This window comes from Lampropedia puyangensis, assembly GCF_004833285.1.
Taxonomy (GTDB): domain Bacteria; phylum Pseudomonadota; class Gammaproteobacteria; order Burkholderiales; family Burkholderiaceae_C; genus Lampropedia; species Lampropedia puyangensis.
The window spans coordinates 1-15,676 of record NZ_STFG01000003.1 but is presented as its reverse complement, the minus strand read 5'-3'; the positions used below and the strand labels follow the sequence as shown (position 1 = coordinate 15,676).

11 protein-coding genes and 3 pseudogenes are annotated in these 15,676 nt (G+C 52.1%); 9 read left to right on the top strand and 5 right to left on the bottom strand.

Going from position 1 to position 15,676, the window contains the following annotated elements:
* Positions 1-35: 35 nt before the first annotated feature.
* Both E9531_RS04395 and E9531_RS04390 read right to left on the bottom strand, forming a co-directional pair.
* Positions 36-1,199, bottom strand: a complete 1,164-nt coding sequence (locus E9531_RS04395; RefSeq protein WP_136572541.1) for an iron-containing alcohol dehydrogenase — start codon at positions 1,197-1,199, stop codon at positions 36-38.
* A 64-nt stretch (positions 1,200-1,263) separates the two neighbouring features.
* A complete protein-coding gene (locus E9531_RS04390) occupies positions 1,264-2,379 on the bottom strand; it encodes a PLP-dependent cysteine synthase family protein (protein ID WP_136572731.1) in 1,116 nt (371 codons plus the stop codon).
* A gap of 264 nt (positions 2,380-2,643) precedes the next feature.
* On the opposite strand from E9531_RS04390, the gene E9531_RS04385 reads away from it, so the two are divergent.
* Positions 2,644-3,618 (top strand): alpha/beta hydrolase, encoded by a 975-nt coding sequence (locus E9531_RS04385; protein WP_244609978.1) that lies wholly within the window; start codon positions 2,644-2,646, stop codon positions 3,616-3,618.
* Positions 3,619-3,683: 65 nt separating this feature from the next.
* Here the strand turns inward: E9531_RS04385 and E9531_RS04380 are convergent, their stop codons facing one another.
* On the bottom strand, positions 3,684-5,657 hold the full coding sequence (locus tag E9531_RS04380) for a hypothetical protein (RefSeq protein WP_136572540.1): 1,974 nt from the start codon (positions 5,655-5,657) through the stop codon (positions 3,684-3,686).
* Between the two features lie 319 nt (positions 5,658-5,976).
* Between E9531_RS04380 and E9531_RS04375 the strand changes: the two genes are divergently transcribed.
* The 3 genes from E9531_RS04375 (at position 5,977) to dtd (ending at position 9,429) form a co-directional block, all read left to right on the top strand.
* Positions 5,977-7,704: a M14 family metallopeptidase gene (locus E9531_RS04375; RefSeq protein ID WP_244609977.1), complete on the top strand. Its 1,728-nt coding sequence runs from the start codon at positions 5,977-5,979 to the stop codon at positions 7,702-7,704.
* 180 nt (positions 7,705-7,884) lie between these two features.
* Positions 7,885-8,895: a P1 family peptidase gene (locus E9531_RS04370; RefSeq protein ID WP_136572729.1), complete on the top strand. Its 1,011-nt coding sequence runs from the start codon at positions 7,885-7,887 to the stop codon at positions 8,893-8,895.
* Positions 8,896-8,955: 60 nt separating this feature from the next.
* Positions 8,956-9,429 carry a D-aminoacyl-tRNA deacylase gene (gene dtd, locus E9531_RS04365; RefSeq protein WP_136572538.1) on the top strand — a complete coding sequence of 158 codons (474 nt, stop codon included), beginning with the start codon at positions 8,956-8,958 and terminating at the stop codon, positions 9,427-9,429.
* Between the two features lie 277 nt (positions 9,430-9,706).
* Here dtd and E9531_RS04360 read toward each other — a convergent pair whose 3' ends face one another.
* Complete coding sequence (locus E9531_RS04360) at positions 9,707-10,123, bottom strand: hypothetical protein (RefSeq protein ID WP_425293559.1); 417 nt, start codon at positions 10,121-10,123, stop codon at positions 9,707-9,709.
* 540 nt (positions 10,124-10,663) lie between these two features.
* On the opposite strand from E9531_RS04360, the gene E9531_RS04355 reads away from it, so the two are divergent.
* The 3 genes and pseudogenes from E9531_RS04355 to E9531_RS04345 form a co-directional block, all read left to right on the top strand.
* Positions 10,664-11,884: a S1 family peptidase gene (locus E9531_RS04355; protein WP_136572537.1), complete on the top strand. Its 1,221-nt coding sequence runs from the start codon at positions 10,664-10,666 to the stop codon at positions 11,882-11,884.
* A 160-nt stretch (positions 11,885-12,044) separates the two neighbouring features.
* Positions 12,045-13,016, top strand: a complete 972-nt coding sequence (locus E9531_RS04350; RefSeq protein WP_136572536.1) for an IS5 family transposase — start codon at positions 12,045-12,047, stop codon at positions 13,014-13,016.
* Between the two features lie 301 nt (positions 13,017-13,317).
* Positions 13,318-13,530: pseudogene (locus E9531_RS04345) on the top strand (IS5/IS1182 family transposase); the annotation flags it as partial.
* A gap of 63 nt (positions 13,531-13,593) precedes the next feature.
* Here E9531_RS04345 and rraA read toward each other — a convergent pair.
* Positions 13,594-14,121, bottom strand: a complete 528-nt coding sequence (gene rraA / locus E9531_RS04340) for a ribonuclease E activity regulator RraA (protein ID WP_136572535.1) — start codon at positions 14,119-14,121, stop codon at positions 13,594-13,596.
* A 208-nt stretch (positions 14,122-14,329) separates the two neighbouring features.
* Between rraA and E9531_RS17970 the strand changes: the two are divergent.
* A pseudogene (locus E9531_RS17970) lies at positions 14,330-15,072 on the top strand (IS5 family transposase).
* A 476-nt stretch (positions 15,073-15,548) separates the two neighbouring features.
* Positions 15,549-15,676, top strand: a pseudogene (locus E9531_RS04330) (IS5/IS1182 family transposase); the annotation flags it as partial.

The following is a 15,676-nucleotide window of genomic DNA, read 5'->3' as shown; positions in this document are numbered from 1 at the left end:
AGCCTGCTTAGGACTTTTTTTGCTCAAGCCATCAACTACATCGACTCTTCCAGCATGCGATGGTAATCGGCAGGGCTGGCGATGATAGGGTTGGTTGCGTGGCAATGGTCACGTAATGCGCGCTCAATGATCAGCGCAAAATCTGTTTCTACGATGCCCATTTGGGCCAGTCCTTTGGGCATGCCCAGTTCATGGTTGCGCATTTGCACGGCATTGGCCAATTGGGCTGCAGCTGTTTCTGCCGTAGATGCAGGCGCAAGCGTGACGCCCATGGCATGGGCCATGCGCTGCATCCGTTGTTCATCGCGGATATTGGGCGCTTGGGCGTTAAAACGCAGTACTGCAGGCAAAAAAACGGCATTCAAAGTGCCGTGGTGCAGTTGAGGATTGATGCCGCCCAAACTGTGGCTGAGGGAATGTACGCACCCCAGCCCTTTTTGAAAGGCCATGGCGCCCTGCATGCTGGCAGCCATCAGGTTCAAGCGGGCTTGGCGGTTGTCGCCGTGGTGGGTCGCTTCTGCGATATGGCTCCAGCCCCGGGTAAGGCCATCAAGCGCAATGCCATCGGCTGGGGGATTGAAGGCTGCTGCCATGAATGTTTCCATGCAATGGGCAATGGCGTCCATGCCTGTGGCTGCGGTCAAACCGGCAGGAAGGCCCAACGTGAGATCGGGATCACAAATGGCCGATTTGGGCACCAAATGCCAGGAATGAAAGCCAAGTTTGCGACCATCGTCGACGATCAGGATGGCACCGCGCGCAACTTCACTGCCCGTGCCACTGGTGGTGGGGACAGCAATGATGGGGGCGACGTTGGCTGTGATTTTGGCCGATCCACCCTCAATCGTGGCGTAGGTTTTGAGCGGGCCTTCGTGGCTGACAGCAATAGCCACACCTTTGGCGCAGTCGATGGAGGAGCCGCCTCCAACGGCGATCAGTCCGTCACAGTGGTGTGTACGGTACATCGCAGTGGCGGCGCGGACGGCTGCTTCTGTGGGGTTGGATGGTGTTTGGTCAAAAACGGTAACCGGCATGTCCTTGAGTTGCTGCTGAACTTGGCGCACGATGCCTGCGGCTACCACGCCAGCATCGGTCACGATCAGGGGGCGAGCGATGCCAATGCGGTCGCATTCGGTAGCCAATTGCGCGATGGCGCCAAAGTCAAACTGAATTTGCGTGACGTAATTGATGAAAGCCATGTTTGTCTCCTTGTTGTGTGTATTTGTTTTGTTGTGCTGGTGTACGCATTTGGGCTATGGAGTTTTAGTAATCACGCAGCATTGAGAGAAACTGTTCTTTACGCTCCGTGCATTGCACCAAGTTCAGCCCCAGTTGTTGGCTGAGCCAGTCGCTGTCGTAGTACGTGTTGAGGTAGCGTTCACCCGAGTCGCACAAGAGCGACAGAATCGAGCCTGTTTGTTGCTGCACTTGCATTTGCTGGGCCAAGCGCAGCATTGCGACAAAATTGGTGCCTGTGGATGGACCCACACGGCGCCCAAGTAGGGCGCTGAGTGCCTGCATGGCGGCAATGGACTCCACGTCACAGACTTGCTCCATCGCATCAACCAAACTTGGAATGAAGCTTGCCTCAACGCGGGGTCTGCCAATGCCTTCTATACGTGAGCCAGGCGCGGTCAGGGTCGTGTCGCCTGTTTGGTGGTAGACGCTAAATACAGAGCCCTGTGGATCGGCCACGCACAAACGGGTGGCGTATTGCTGGTAGCGCACGTAGCGGCCAATCGTTGCACTGGTACCGCCTGTGCCAGCTCCCACCACAATCCAGGCTGGAATAGGTGCACGCTCGCGCTGCATTTGCGCAAACATGCTTTGGGCAATGTTGTTGTTGCCACGCCAATCAGTGGCGCGTTCGGCGTAAGTGAATTGGTCCATGTAATGCCCACTTGTTTCAGCTGCAATGCGGCGTGCTGCGTCATACACTTGGGCGGCGTTATCTACAAAGTGGCAACGCCCACCATAAAACTCAATGAGTTGAATTTTTTCTGAGGACGTGCTGCGCGGCATGACTGCGACAAAAGGCAAGCCCAGCAAGCGCGCGAAGTAAGCTTCGCTGACGGCGGTTGAGCCGCTGGAGGCTTCAACAATGGTCGATGTGCGGTCAATCCAGCCATTGCACAAGGCATACAAGAAAAGCGAGCGTGCCAAGCGGTGCTTCAAGCTCCCTGTGGGGTGGGTGGACTCGTCTTTCAGGTACAGGTCAATTCTGGCTTGCGCCAGTCGGGGGGCTGGCAGTGCAATCAAATGCGTATCTGCACTGCGTTGGTAATCGGCTTCAATGCGCCCAATGGCATCGTACAACCACGTCGTATTGCTGGTTTGCTGAGGCGCCTGCGATGGTGGCGGGGCGGAAGTTGCTTGCATCGTAGGGTGAAGTGCAGTCATGGCTTGGTCTGTTGGTGTGTATCTTCGCGTGCTATGCCGTTATTGGCTGTCGCCTTGGTTGAGTCCGCTGTCATGGCCATTTGCTCGGCATGATGCGAAACCGTTTTGCTGGCTGTGGCTGCAGGCCAGTGCATTGAGCGCTACAGTATGCGGCGCAGACCGCTAGCGTATCGAATTCGGTACTGCTAAAAGCGGTGGTGCACGCGCCAGTTGATTTCAATTGCATCCTATAAATTGCCTGTGATGACAGACCTAACCCAAGAGGCTTGGTGGCCTACTTTAACAGCCCCAATGCGTGCCATTATCAACGGCATGCAGCGGGCAGGACACGCTCCTTTTCATACCTTGACTCCGCAGCAAGCACGGCTGGGGTACCAGCTAGGCGCCCAAGTGCTGGAAGTGGATATGCCCGCAAACGTGGCACATCGAGAGGACGTGATTACTGCCCGCGACGGAGCATTTTTGCCCATGCGCCTGTACTGGACAGGAAACCAGCCTGATGAGGTGCAGCAGCGCCCAACGCTGTTGTATCTGCATGGTGGCGGTTTCACTATAGGAGGGATCGGCACGCATGATGTGTTGTGCGGGCGTATGGCGGCCAATACGGGGGCAATGGTGGTTTCATTGGATTACCGTTTGGCGCCGGAATACCGGTTTCCGACTGCAGTACATGACAGTTGGGACGCTTTGCTGTGGCTAGCCAACCAAGGTGTTGGTTGGGGCGTGGATAGGAGCCGCTTGGCAGTGGCTGGCGACAGCGCCGGTGGCACATTGGCGGCTGTGGTGGCGTTGATGGCACGCGATGCAGGACTGCATTTACGGGCCCAATGTTTGATTTACCCTGGCACCTGTGCGCATCAGGACACCCCTTCGCATGCACGCTTTGCCAGAGGGCCTGTGTTGACTGAGCCCTTGATTACGTGGTTTTTTGCGCAGTACATCGATCGCAAAGATCGGGAAGATTGGCGCTTTGCCCCGCTGCTGGCGCCAACGCTGGAAGGGGCCGCCCCTGCATTGCTCGTGCTGGCTGAATGCGACCCTTTGGTCGACGAAGGCGTGGCCTATGCGGACCGTTTGCGTATGGAGCGCGTCCCAGTTGCGTTAGAGCTCTATCGGGGTGTGGCGCATGAGTTCCTCAAAATGGGCAGGGCATTGCCTGAAGCTGCCCAAGCACACCAAGCTATTGCTGATTTCCTCAAGGCGCAACTGATGGTCTGATTGGCAGGCGTTAAGGGTTCAGACGTGTGTGGGCAGGTCATTTCAGGGAGGTTTTAGGCCGAGCCTCACTGTAGGTGGATGTGGTATTGGTATTCCAGCCCCTGGTCACTGATAAGCAAGGAATCCCCAACGGTTTTGAACAGGCGAACCCAGTCCCAGAACAACTGCATGGATGCCTGCGCTGCTTGTTGCTCTTGCGTCTGACTTTCCTGAGCCTGCAACGTTTGCGCAGGTGCAGTTTGTGCCGCAGGATTGGCCGTGTTGTTGGCTTCCTCGTTGCGTGAAGCCTGCAATTTACGCTCGTATTCTTCATACGCATGCTGCATGATGGGCTGCAACACATCGGCAAACAAGGTGCCGCTGTAGCGTGAAAATGTTAAAGGGCTATTGCCGCTGGTGTGCTGCTGAAGCAGATGTTCCAATTCGGATTTGGCAGAAACACCCAATGCCACGCCGACTGCTTGTTCGGACATGCCAACCCAAACGGGTAAGTTTGCTGTATTCCATTGGCCTTCAGGCAATGTGATCTGCTGTGGGGCCATGCCTGGCTGTACATTCAGTTTTCCCAGTTCAGGTATGGCCATTGATAAATAGGCAAACAGGGCTCTGGGGTTGGGGCTTGCGGCGAGCAATACACCTTCAGGGATCGGTGTGTCGTCTTGCATGGTCAGGCCGGTAGCCCGCATGTACATTCCCGTTGCCGTGTTGCCCGCGGCGTACAGCGGGGCCAGTACCTGAATCGATTTCGGGCTTTGAACCAATTGATTCAACGGTTCAAACCACTCGCACTCCCACGGTTGGGCCTGAATACGTTGAATGTATTTTTGCACGATATTGGCCAACTGATCGAGCCGCAGACTCACTCCTACCTCCATGAGATTGGGCGCGGCATCCCAGCCCGGCAGGGGAGCTTGCAAACGTTGCAAATCTTGGCGAATTTCTGGGGTCAACGCGAGCGCTAGTTTGGCATGGAGTTGCTTCGCATCCACTTGTGTTGTGCCTGCAACCACTTCAGGCATATGCGATGCAAGCAGTGTTATCTCGCGCTGGCATGCCGCAGAAAGCGGCGTTTTCAGCAAGGATCGGTCATGCGGCGATTCTGGCTGGGGCGATTGCGGTGCCGCAGGAATGCCGAGTAAGGGCAGCAGGCGAGACGTGTCTAGCCAAAATGTGCCATAAGGAGACAATGAATGCCGGGTATTGACCTGTTGCAAGGTTTGGGCGTCCCAAATGGATCGTTTGGGCTTTTGTTGTCCGAGCAGCAATGGCAAAGGGGTGTCGTCATTTACGGACTGCAAGGTGATGATGGCGTAATGGTCGTTGATGGCGAAAACTACATCCAGCGCTTTTTCAGTGTTGGGTGCCGCAGGCACAGGCAAGTTGGGGATGTTGTCCAAGTCGGGAATCGCGTCTAGGTTTGGCCACTGCTCTAACTCCTCACTGCGTTGTTTCAATGCCTCTACCTTTTCTGCGAGGTTGTCCGGTTGTAGGCTCGACAGCGGAACACGCCAGTACGTTGTGCCGTCAAGCGTTTGCGGAGTGAACACTTGATTGGTGCTTTTTTCCCATTTGGCGATGAATGTGCGCAGCTTTTCCGGTTCCTTCAAGCTGATGCGCAGCACAGGGTGCAAATCAACTTCATACAGGGCGTAGTAGGTTGGCGAGTTAAAACCCAAGCCAGCCATGCCTTGTGTACTCAAAGTGTCATTCACGTAATCCAGAAATACTACGGAGGAATTCTCTGGTTCTTCTTGTAGCCAGCTTTTGCGAAGAATGGGGTACCACTGTGTCCAGATCGCTTTTAGGGGTTGTGTGGCTGTTTGTGAGAAGACCTGTGCTTGCTCAGAAGGTGGCGCAAGGTTGGCGGCAACATATAAACTCTGCTCGGGTGCAAACGCAAGTGGGTGCTCTGGCGCATTGGCGGCGCAGCCCATTAGTACACTAACCGACGCAGCGATTGCCAAATGGCAGCGCCACACGCTTGCTGTGTGGTGGCGAAAACGATTGAAGACGCCAGTTGTCTTTGGTTTTGCTTGCATCGGACCCTCTTTCTTGTTCATTGGTTGTGGCTGCCATGTGCATCAATGTTGAGCGGCATTCTATGGTCAAGCCTGCGTGTTTTGATGCAAAGGCTGACTTGCTTATACATCTTGAATTATTTGCCCAGACGATTGCGGCCTGCTGCATTTGGCATGCGCGTTCACACACTCATGGAAGTCGTTTTTGGCAGTGGAAACCGCAGCAAGATATGGTATGGTCTGTTTCGCTCTGGGCAAGCCCATTGGCTGGAATCCATGCCCAGCACCCATGAGGGTGAATAATGAACAATGCCAGTACGGAGAGAGTCGGAACATGTCCATGATGACGCATGAAAAAAATACCGCCAAAGGGTTGAGATTTGGTGCTGTGGCATTGGCAGCGATGCTGCTGGCTGCATGCTCGACGACACCATTGCCACCTTGGCCTGGAGGCGATAAAGCCAGCGCAACGCCAACCAAACGCTTACCGCCAGGGGCAAGCACTGTTGAGCTTGGGGTGGTTGGCCAGTCCGATTACAGCAGTGCTGTTGCTGCACGTTTTCCTGATCCTGAAGTACGTTATGCCACGCCAGGGCTGCAAGAGGGGCGAAGCACCTACAGCTCTAACGAAGAAATTCGTGCGTATCTGCGTGATGCAGCCGCATCTGCGCCAACTGGCGTAACCGCACAGCTGCAGTCCATTGGACAAAGCCAGCAGGGCGCCGATATCCATGCGCTTTTTATCGCAAAAGGGCCAGGGGCCAGCCCTTCAGATTTTGCCAATTCAGGCAAACCGACGGTGCTGTTTGTAGGCCAGCAGCATGGTGATGAGCCGGCTGGCAGTGAGGCATTGCTTGTTGCAGCTCGCCAACTCCTTGGCGGCCCTTTGAGTGATACGTTGAATGCGATCAATGTGATTGTCTTGCCACGTGCAAACCCCGATGGCGCGGCTGCCGACACCCGCACATTGGCCAATCAGATAGACCTCAACCGCGACCACCTGTTGTTGCGCACCCCCGAGGCCCGTGCCTTGGCACGTTTGGTGCGCGATTACAGACCTTCAGTGATTGTTGACAACCACGAGTACACCGTTGCCGGACGCTTTCAAAGCAAGTTCCAGGGCGTTCAGGCATACGACGCAATGCTGCAGTTTGCCAATACACCGAATATCGGTGAGTTTGTGGTCAAGGCGTCCAATGAGTGGTTTACAGAGCCTGTTTTTGCTGCATTAAAAGCCGACAAGCTAACTGCACAGTGGTACTACACCACGTCCACCGATCCACAAGACCTCACTCTGGCGATGGGAGGGATTCGTCCGGATACCGGGCGCAACGTGAATGGGCTCAAGAATGCGGTGAGCTTGCTCATTGAAACACGCGGCATTGGCATTGGCCGCACGCACATTCAGCGCCGCGTACACACCCATGTGGTGGCGATTGGCAAGGTGTTGGAACAAGCGGCAGCGCGAGCCAGTCATCTCAAGCAGGTGCAGGCGTTTGTCGCGCGCGATGCAGCCTCACAAGCATGTCAGGGCACATTGGTGATTGATGCAGCACAAACGCAGCAGCAACGCGATATCACCATGTTGGACCCCAATACCGGTGCTGATGTGGTTCGTAATTTGCCATGGAAATCGTCCTTGCAAATTAGACCAACGCTGGAAAGAAAACGCCCTTGCGGGTATTTGCTTGCAGGGAGTGAGAGCGACGCCGTATCGCGTTTGCAAATGATGGGGGTGTCCGTGTTGCGCGTGGCTGAAGCCGGTTCTTTGCAGGTCGATCAATACACTGAAACTTCGCGTGAAGAGGGCACAAGGCAGGATGTGCGTGGTGCCATTGGTGGCGAGAAGCCTGTTACGCGGGTGAAGGTGCAGCTGACACCGCAGCGGGTGGATGTGCCATCAGGCAGTTTTTACGTTCCAATGGGCCAACCTTTAGCTAATCTGGCTGCTGCAGCGCTGGAACCAGACACACAGAACAGCTATTTCGCCAATGGCATTCAGCATGACTTGGGCAACGTGGTACGCGTCACTGAGCCGCCAGCTTTGGTGTTTGAAGAGGTTGAATAAGCCTTAACTGCGGTTTTTGCCGTGCATCGCATCTTTTTAGACTTCAACGTGGTCTGCGTGAAATCTTAAACACGTTCTTAAAGGCTGCGCCCATCTGCGCAGCCTTTTTTCTGTAGTCATTTTCTTTTTTAAAATTGCATGTCTAAGCGCATTCACGCCTTTGATCGACGGCTTCACGAAATGAGTTGTTTGAGCGATGTGGCCGGTTTACGGATTGGCCATGCCAATATGCAAGCTAGGGCTACGGGGTGTTCAGTGGTGCTTGTTCCTGATGGGGCATGTGCCGCTGTTGATGTGCGTGGTGCGGCTCCCGGAACGCGTGAGACCGACCTGCTGACCCCGGGTAATCTGGTTGAGCATGTGCATGCGATTGCGTTGTGCGGCGGTAGTGCGTTTGGTTTGGATGCTGCTTCAGGCGTGGTGCATTGGTTAGAAGAGCGTGGCTTTGGTTTGCAGACCGGACCTTCCTTGGTGCCTATTGTTCCGGCTGCTGTTTTGTTCGATTTGTTGCTTGGCGACGCACGCATTCGGCCCGATGCGCAGTGTGGCTATGCCGCTTGCGAGGCGGCGATGCAAAACACCGTTGCAGGGCCTGTGCAGCAAGGGAATGTCGGGGCAGGCAGCGGCGCGGTGGTGGGAAAGATTTTTGGCCTTGAGCGGGCGATGCGTGGCGGTATTGGTTCTGCATCCGTGACGGTGGGCGGTGCGACCGTAGGGGCATTGGTGGCCTGCAATGCGGTTGGTGATGTGAGGCACCCTTATAGCGGCCAAGTGCTGGCAGGAGCGCGCGTTGCGGAAGGGGTCCAAGAGATGCTTGATGCGCACGCTGCGTTGCTGGATGGCGCGCAGCCCCAATCCGTGTTGGCTGGAACCAATACGACCATCGGTGTGATTGCGACGAACATCGATCTGGATAAGCCGCGTTTGCAGCGCTTGGCTTTGGCTGGGCATGACGGTTTGGCCCGCACGATTACTCCAGTGCACACGATGAGTGACGGCGATACCTTGTTTGCTTTATCTACAAGGCAGCAGTCGGATGCCCCTTCTATGCTGCTGTTGGCTGCGATGGCAAGTGAGGCTGTAGCTTTGGCCATCGTGCGTGCAGTGCTGCATGCTCACCCCTATCAAGATGCGGTGATCACGATTCCGTCTGCGCATTGGAGCCAGATGAATAGTTGCGTTTCGGGCTGAAAAGCGGTATGCGGCTGGTTACCAAGTGATCAAGATATTAAAAAGAAAGAGTACGAACGAATGCAGGCTTTGATTCAGCGTGTGCGTGAGGCACGTGTGCAGGTTGCAGATCAAATGGTTGGCGCAATTGGCCAGGGGTTAGTGGTGTTGCTGTGCGCTGAGCAAGGCGACACTCACGCAGTAGCGGACAAGCTACTCGATAAAATTCTGAAGCTCAGGATATTCAGTGACGACTCAGGCCGTATGAATTGGAGTGTGCAAGATGTTCAGGGAGGCTTATTGCTGGTGAGTCAATTTACGTTGGCTGCAGAACTCAAAAGCGGCAATCGTCCCAGTTTTTCAGCCGCTGCTGACCCTGATCTGGCGCGTGCGTTGTACGACTATGTTGTTGCGCAGGCCAAATCCAAGCATGCAGAGGTTGCCACTGGCATTTTTGCTGCTGATATGCAGGTGTCACTTATCAATGATGGCCCTGTGACCATCCCGCTTCATATGAACACTGTGCACACCAACGGTGGAAAAAGGTGTGGATAAGTTGTAGCCTGCCTTGGGATCGCCCTATGACGTAGGGTGCCTTGCTTAAAAAATGGGCATGAGTTTTTAATCTCGTTTCTGCGTAAACGTCTTAGCGTTTTTTTACGATCTCGACGCAGATCGAGTTGGAGCTCAAAAGAATGCGATGCATGACAAAAAATGCAGTTGGGCTATCGAGCCGACGAGGCTTTTTAACACAGCAATGCGTTTTTTGAGGTCACCCTAAGGGTAGGGCAGGTGCAGGGTAGACAAGGTGTGGGTGCCAGCAATCAATCCTTCAGCATTGCCCTTGTACTTTGCAGGCAGGAACAACGCGCCCTGTTGCATCGCGCCACTGTTTGTCGTTCTCTGCATTTTGTTTCAGCATCGGTTCCATCGTAGGGGTGTTGTGCTGCGATGGTGGTGCAGAAGGCGTAATCGTGGATTGCGTGGGGTCGTATAAAACCGTGCTCGAGCCTATGCCAGCACCTACGCGGGCATTGCTGCCTCCAATGCGGGTGCTGGCGCCAACGCCTGCAGAGCCACTGACTTGCCCTTTTTGATTCACGCCAACACCCACGCCAACAGGGCCAGCACCAGCGCCAACCCCAAGGGAGACCCCCGCATTGCTGGCTCCTACTCCGATTGATACGGGGCCAACTGGCACGCTTACACCTGCGTAAGGGGATGCACAGCCTGCGATACCGAAAATCATGCAACAGCCAATCAAAACCAATGGCAAAGTGTGCTTGATCATGTGGCGCATATTTAATGAACTGGGTGAGACGTGCATAGCGGGGAGGGTGACTGGGTCTTCAGATCGTGTCAATGGATGGCGCTTCCGCACGGACTATTTGTGGAGCCGTAGGGCTTTGTTGCATAAATCCGTAAGTCATTGATTTTGTTGGGTTGATTTTATTTTTCATTGTGAAAAATTTATTGATATCAATAAGTTAAGATTTATTTGTGCAACAAAGCCGCGCGACAGGGCTGCAACTGCATGTTCTTATCCAGCCAGACCCAGGGCGCCTCTGGTTTTCAATGAGGCGTTGTATTCTTTCCAGTTCGTGGTGCTGTAGGTTCTTTGCCCCAAGTCGATTCACTCATTCTGCAATCCTATCGCTCAGCTGTGAACATTTGTGGAAAACGCCCAATAAAGCTATTCTCGATCGAAAAGATTCTTGTGTCTTGTAATTTAATTTTGCTAGACTCTGTGGAACGCAGCTTTACTTTTTTAATAAGAAATGGAGTTTTTATGTGGAGAGTTTTATTGGTTTTTATTTTATTTTCATCGCCGTTAATGGCTCAGGAGGTTGAGTTTGTAGATTCAATGGAAAAAGCGATAAAAATTGCAGGATTAGAGGAAAAGGTAAGTAAAGATAATTTGAAGGCTATTGATGAAATGCAATCGAATTCTAATTATTTATTAGAGCAACTTGGAGATGCTTATGCGGGAGATTGGATTGAGTATGATGAAAATAATAATGCCTATCAAGTTATTGCCATCGCGGGCATGGTCTTGCCAAAAAATATCAGTGTAAATTATAATGTAAAATATATTTTAGTGGAAAAAAGTGCTTCTTATTTAAGAAATTTACAGCAAGATATTTCAAATATTGTTGAGGCGAATGATTTTTTCTATAAAGGTGAAATTAAATCGTTTGGGGTGGATTTTATTGAAAACAAAATTTCGATTGAAGTAAGTCGAGATGCTTTGAGTGAAGTTGAGAATTATTTGCGAAATTCCGGCATAGATTTGGACTATGTTTACTTTACGATTCAAGATGGTGATTACCATTTATATGGTGAAATTTATGGTGGAACAAAGATAGTCTCATCAAAAAAGGGCAATCTTACTGTTTATAGGTGTACGGCTGGTTTTAATGCTTCCATTGATATATATCCAGTCGTTTTGACGGCTGGTCATTGTGCTAATGTGCCTGGATTGGATGAAGTTTTTTTTTTTGATATTGAAGGAAATGCATCTGGGTCATTTAAAGGTGATTTAATTGGTGGTTATTTTGAAAATAAAACATCGAATGGAATTGATGCTGTATTGTTTGGTAATGCGAATTTTTTGCATGTACAATTTCCAAAGATTTATACTAGTTACGTTACCTTAGCGAACGTAAAAGCTCCTGTGAAATCATCGCTTGGTACTTCTGTTTGCTCCTTTGGAAGGGTTACTGGCTGGAGATGTGGAAATATTACAGGTGTTGATAGACAGATCCTTACAAACAATACATGGTACACAATGAATACGGCTAGATTTTGTGGTGCTGTGGGTGATTCTGGCGGGCCTGTTGTTAATGCTAATAATAATGCAGAAGGCATTTTTTCTGGTGCTGTTTCAAATGGAAGCTATGTCTCTAACTGTGGCCCGTCTGTTGGAGGTGGTTCGCAGACGATAGTAGTTTACACTAGCATTTCTAAAATAATTAATTTGATTCCTGGGTTGGTTATTAAAACTCAATAATCGAAAATTAATATTTTATGATAATAAGATAGAAGTTTTTGAAACACTCTTAAAAAAAGCCCATATCTCGGGCTTTTTTGCGTAATTTGTGTTTCACATCCCTTGGGAAACTCTGCAAAAGGTCACCTGCAGCCGCTGTGTCTGTGCGATATTTCGATCTATGAAACAAACAAGCCTTGGAAGTGGATTTGAGCTGAGCAGCAAGAGAACCCGCAAGCGTGAGTTTCTTGAAGAAATGGAGCGAGTGGTTCCCTGGGCTGAGCTGGTGGCACTGGTCCAAGCCCATCAAAGCCCCAAGGGTCATGGCAGGCCCAGCTTTGCCATCGAAACCATGCTGCGCATCCACTTTCTGCAGCAATGGTTCAACCTTTCCGATCCAGCCATGGAGGAGGCGCTGTATGACACGCCCCTTTTCACCGACTTTGCACAGCTCGATGCGGGCATGAGCCGCTTGCCCGATGAGAGCACCATCGTGCGCTTTCGCCACCAGCTCGAAGCCAACAATCTTGGGCTGCGGATTTTGGCAACAGTCAACGCCATTCTCAAAGAGAAAAATCTACTGCTGCAGCGCGGCACGGTGGTTGACGCCACACTGATAGCCGCGCCCAGCTCCACCAAGAACAAAGAAGGTCAACGAGACCCGGAGATGCATCAAAGCAAAAAGGGCAATCAGTGGTACTTTGGAATGAAGTGCCACATCGGCGTTGATGCTGAATCTGGCCTAGTGCACAGCGTGATCGCAACCGCAGGCAATGTCTCAGACATCTCCCAAGCCTACCAACTCTTGCATGGCAAAGAGGTGCACGGCATTGGTGACAGTGGCTACCAAGGCGTGGACAAGCGCGATGAGTGCAAGGCCAGCAAAGTCACCTGGCATGTGGCCATGCGCAAGGGCAAACGAAAAGCCATCGACACCCAAACGCAGTTGGGTCAGATGATTGAGGGCTACCAAAAGATACTCGCCAGTGTTCGTGCCAAAGTCGAGCACGCGTTCCGCATCATCAAGCAGCAGTTTGGCTTTACCAAGGTGAGATACCGGGGCATATCCAAGAATGACAACAAGCTGCAGACGATGTTTGCGCTGGCCAACTTATGGATGGTGCGGCGAGCTTTGCCGCAGCTTCAGGCATGAGTGCGTCTGCGATGCGACCCAGTAGGGCCAAATGCCGCAAATGCGGCATTTGGAGGGGCAGATTTGCGCAAATGGGCTTCACAACAAGTGGCATTGATCATTGCTGTGTTGATTTTGAGGCTTTTGCAGAACTTCCCTTGGGGTTGGTTGAATCGCTATTGCAACTGGTAGGCTTAAACTGGCCAGCGTCTGATTTCAGTACCGCCTGCCAACAGAGACAGATCACACCCATCATTCCACCGCGCAAGAGAGCACGATTGCGTCAAGGTACAGTCTTTACCCTCGCAACCAAGCAGTCATGGCATGCAGACGATTGGGACGAGCGATATGGAAGGACTGGAGCGGCTACCACCGCCGGTCCCTGATGGAGACGAAGATGTATTGCTTCAAGAGGCTTGGAGAGAAGGTGATGGCACGCACGTTTGAGAAGCAAGTCACTGAATTGAATGTGCGTGCATCTATTCTTAATCGGTTCACCGAGCTTGGCCGCCCTAACACGGTGGCTGTGGGATAGCTGCGTCTGGGGTCAGGGGGGGCACACTAAATTTGATTTGCGCAACAAAGCCGAGCCGTAGTATTAAGTGTTCAAGTTGGTGTGCAGAGGTTGATCGCTGACTACGATGCCATCGGCATCGGCATACAACCAATCTCCCGGCTTTATTGGAACGCCTTGAATGATGACCGGCAGATCTTTGTTGCCGGGTGTTTGGCGATCAGTCGGTAGTGGGGTGAGTGCCAACGCGCAAATTCCCACCTGCGCCAGTTGTAGTTCTGCAAAGTCTCTTACCGCACCATCAACCACAATACCTGCCCAGCCGTTTTTTGCGGCCGAATCGGCAATATTGCCCCCAACCAATGCGCGTCGTAATGAGCTGCCGCCATCAACCACCAAAACGGCGCCATGTCCAGGCGCCTCCAATGCAGCTTTGACAGGGGTGTTGTCCTCAAAACATTTGACGGTTTTTACTGGCCCAAAGAATGAGCGATTGGCTCCGTAATGTTGAAATACGGGAGGCAAGACGCGAAAGCGCGCTTGTTGCAGAGGCTCCGCCTTGAATTCATCGCCGAAATCACATGTACTGAAAAGCGGATTTGTGTTTGCCATAGCCTTCCTTGTCATGGGTTGGTAAAACCATTGCTCAAGTCACACAATCAACAGGAGACGCAGACTAACGAGCCGAAGGTGTCAGCGTAACACGCTTGTATACAAGGTATGTCGCCGACGCTTGATAGCTTTTAAGAATATGTTCACGATCTTTTCACTTCCTGATAATTCAGGGAGTGAAAAGACAAAAGTACGCTAGTGATCACAGATTGAGGCAGATTTGCGCGGGGTGCGGCGCATAACCAAACCGACGCGCTTAGACCTGTACAACGTATTGTGTGCTGTTTCGTTTTTCCTGCGTACGGGGTGCTAGTGACGTTTTTTGCCCAGAGATTTTCCCAAATGGCAAAGCGTCTATGCATATTGGAGTCGCTGGAGTGAGTCCGACGGGGACGGGGTTGGCGTGCTTGAGCGAGCATTTAAAAATTAGGTAAGCGCTGCCCGACTCAAACTGGCGTGCAGCGAATTCAGCACGTTCTTGATCGTTTATGCTCCGAGTGTAAAGAGCGCTGACACAGCAGGTTTCAAAGACTATAACGCGAGAGAAAATCTTAGGTATCAGGCGACATATTGCAGTAGATACGCAAGGCTTGCCTCATGCAGTGGTCATCACAACGATCAATGTAACTGGCTGCAAAGGTGAGTTGCATGCCTTTGAGCGCTGCAAACAATCGTTTAGTAGTGCTGAGGCCGTGCTGGCCGACGTGGGTTATAGATGAGCTCCATTTCCCCAAGGTATCAAAATATCTCGGGAGTAGACCTTGCGGTGCACATAGCCAAGCTTGATGAACCGCACACCTTCAAGGTGTTGCCCCGGCGCTGGGTGGTGGAGCGTAACTTTGCTCGATTAGAAAAGAACAGAAGCTTGTGGAAGAACTGCGAGCATTGGCGGAACCCAGCTTGCGGTTCGTTCACTTGGCCTTTTTTACTTTGCACATCAGGAGAACGTAAATACGTTCTCAGAAAATGCGTGCGAAAGAGGTGCTGTGCGGCGACAGAAGAGGGGGGGTGTCTGCTTCGCGGCCCTGAGCCGTCAGCCTGAACCGGAGGGTCAGGTGGGTTTGGTCAATCTGACGTTGGGTTCATCTGACGCGAGACGATCACGCTCATCAGATGATGTTCCAAACCCGAGCTCAATGAGCATTGGTTCAAGGAAATATAAAGCCCAGGGGGGAAGCAGACGATTGATATTTTAATGCTTTTTTGCATTCACCGCAGTGGAGCTGGGGTTGCTAAAGATCAATTGATTGCTTTTGCAACCCAGACATTCAGAATGTCGTAATCTAGGAAGTGACTGCAGCACCTCCAGCTAAGCCACTGACAAAAGATGATTCCGCACCATGCAAAAAGCCCTTTTCTGCTTTTGAAAAACACCCCTAAAAAGCTTTGTTGCACAAATGCCGGAAGTTGAGCGGTAGGATTGCAGCATGAGTGAATCAACCTGGGGCAAGAAAGCCTACCGCACCACAAACTGGAAAGAATACAACTCCTCATTGAAAGCCAGAGGCAGCCTGACGGTATGGCTGGACAAAGAGATGCAGTGGCTCGCTCCTGC

Coding starts and splice junctions, on each gene's coding strand:
- dtd (WP_136572538.1), top strand. CDS start 8,956: ATGCAGGCTTTGATTCAGCGTGTGCGTGAGGCACGTGTGCAGGTTGCA.
- E9531_RS04360 (WP_425293559.1), bottom strand. CDS start 10,123: ATGATTTTCGGTATCGCAGGCTGTGCATCCCCTTACGCAGGTGTAAGC.
- E9531_RS04375 (WP_244609977.1), top strand. CDS start 5,977: ATGATGACGCATGAAAAAAATACCGCCAAAGGGTTGAGATTTGGTGCT.
- E9531_RS04385 (WP_244609978.1), top strand. CDS start 2,644: ATGACAGACCTAACCCAAGAGGCTTGGTGGCCTACTTTAACAGCCCCA.
- E9531_RS04350 (WP_136572536.1), top strand. CDS start 12,045: ATGAAACAAACAAGCCTTGGAAGTGGATTTGAGCTGAGCAGCAAGAGA.
- E9531_RS04370 (WP_136572729.1), top strand. CDS start 7,885: ATGAGTTGTTTGAGCGATGTGGCCGGTTTACGGATTGGCCATGCCAAT.
- E9531_RS04395 (WP_136572541.1), bottom strand. CDS start 1,199: ATGGCTTTCATCAATTACGTCACGCAAATTCAGTTTGACTTTGGCGCC.
- E9531_RS04355 (WP_136572537.1), top strand. CDS start 10,664: ATGTGGAGAGTTTTATTGGTTTTTATTTTATTTTCATCGCCGTTAATG.
- E9531_RS04380 (WP_136572540.1), bottom strand. CDS start 5,657: ATGCAAGCAAAACCAAAGACAACTGGCGTCTTCAATCGTTTTCGCCAC.
- rraA (WP_136572535.1), bottom strand. CDS start 14,121: ATGGCAAACACAAATCCGCTTTTCAGTACATGTGATTTCGGCGATGAA.
- E9531_RS04390 (WP_136572731.1), bottom strand. CDS start 2,379: ATGCAAGCAACTTCCGCCCCGCCACCATCGCAGGCGCCTCAGCAAACC.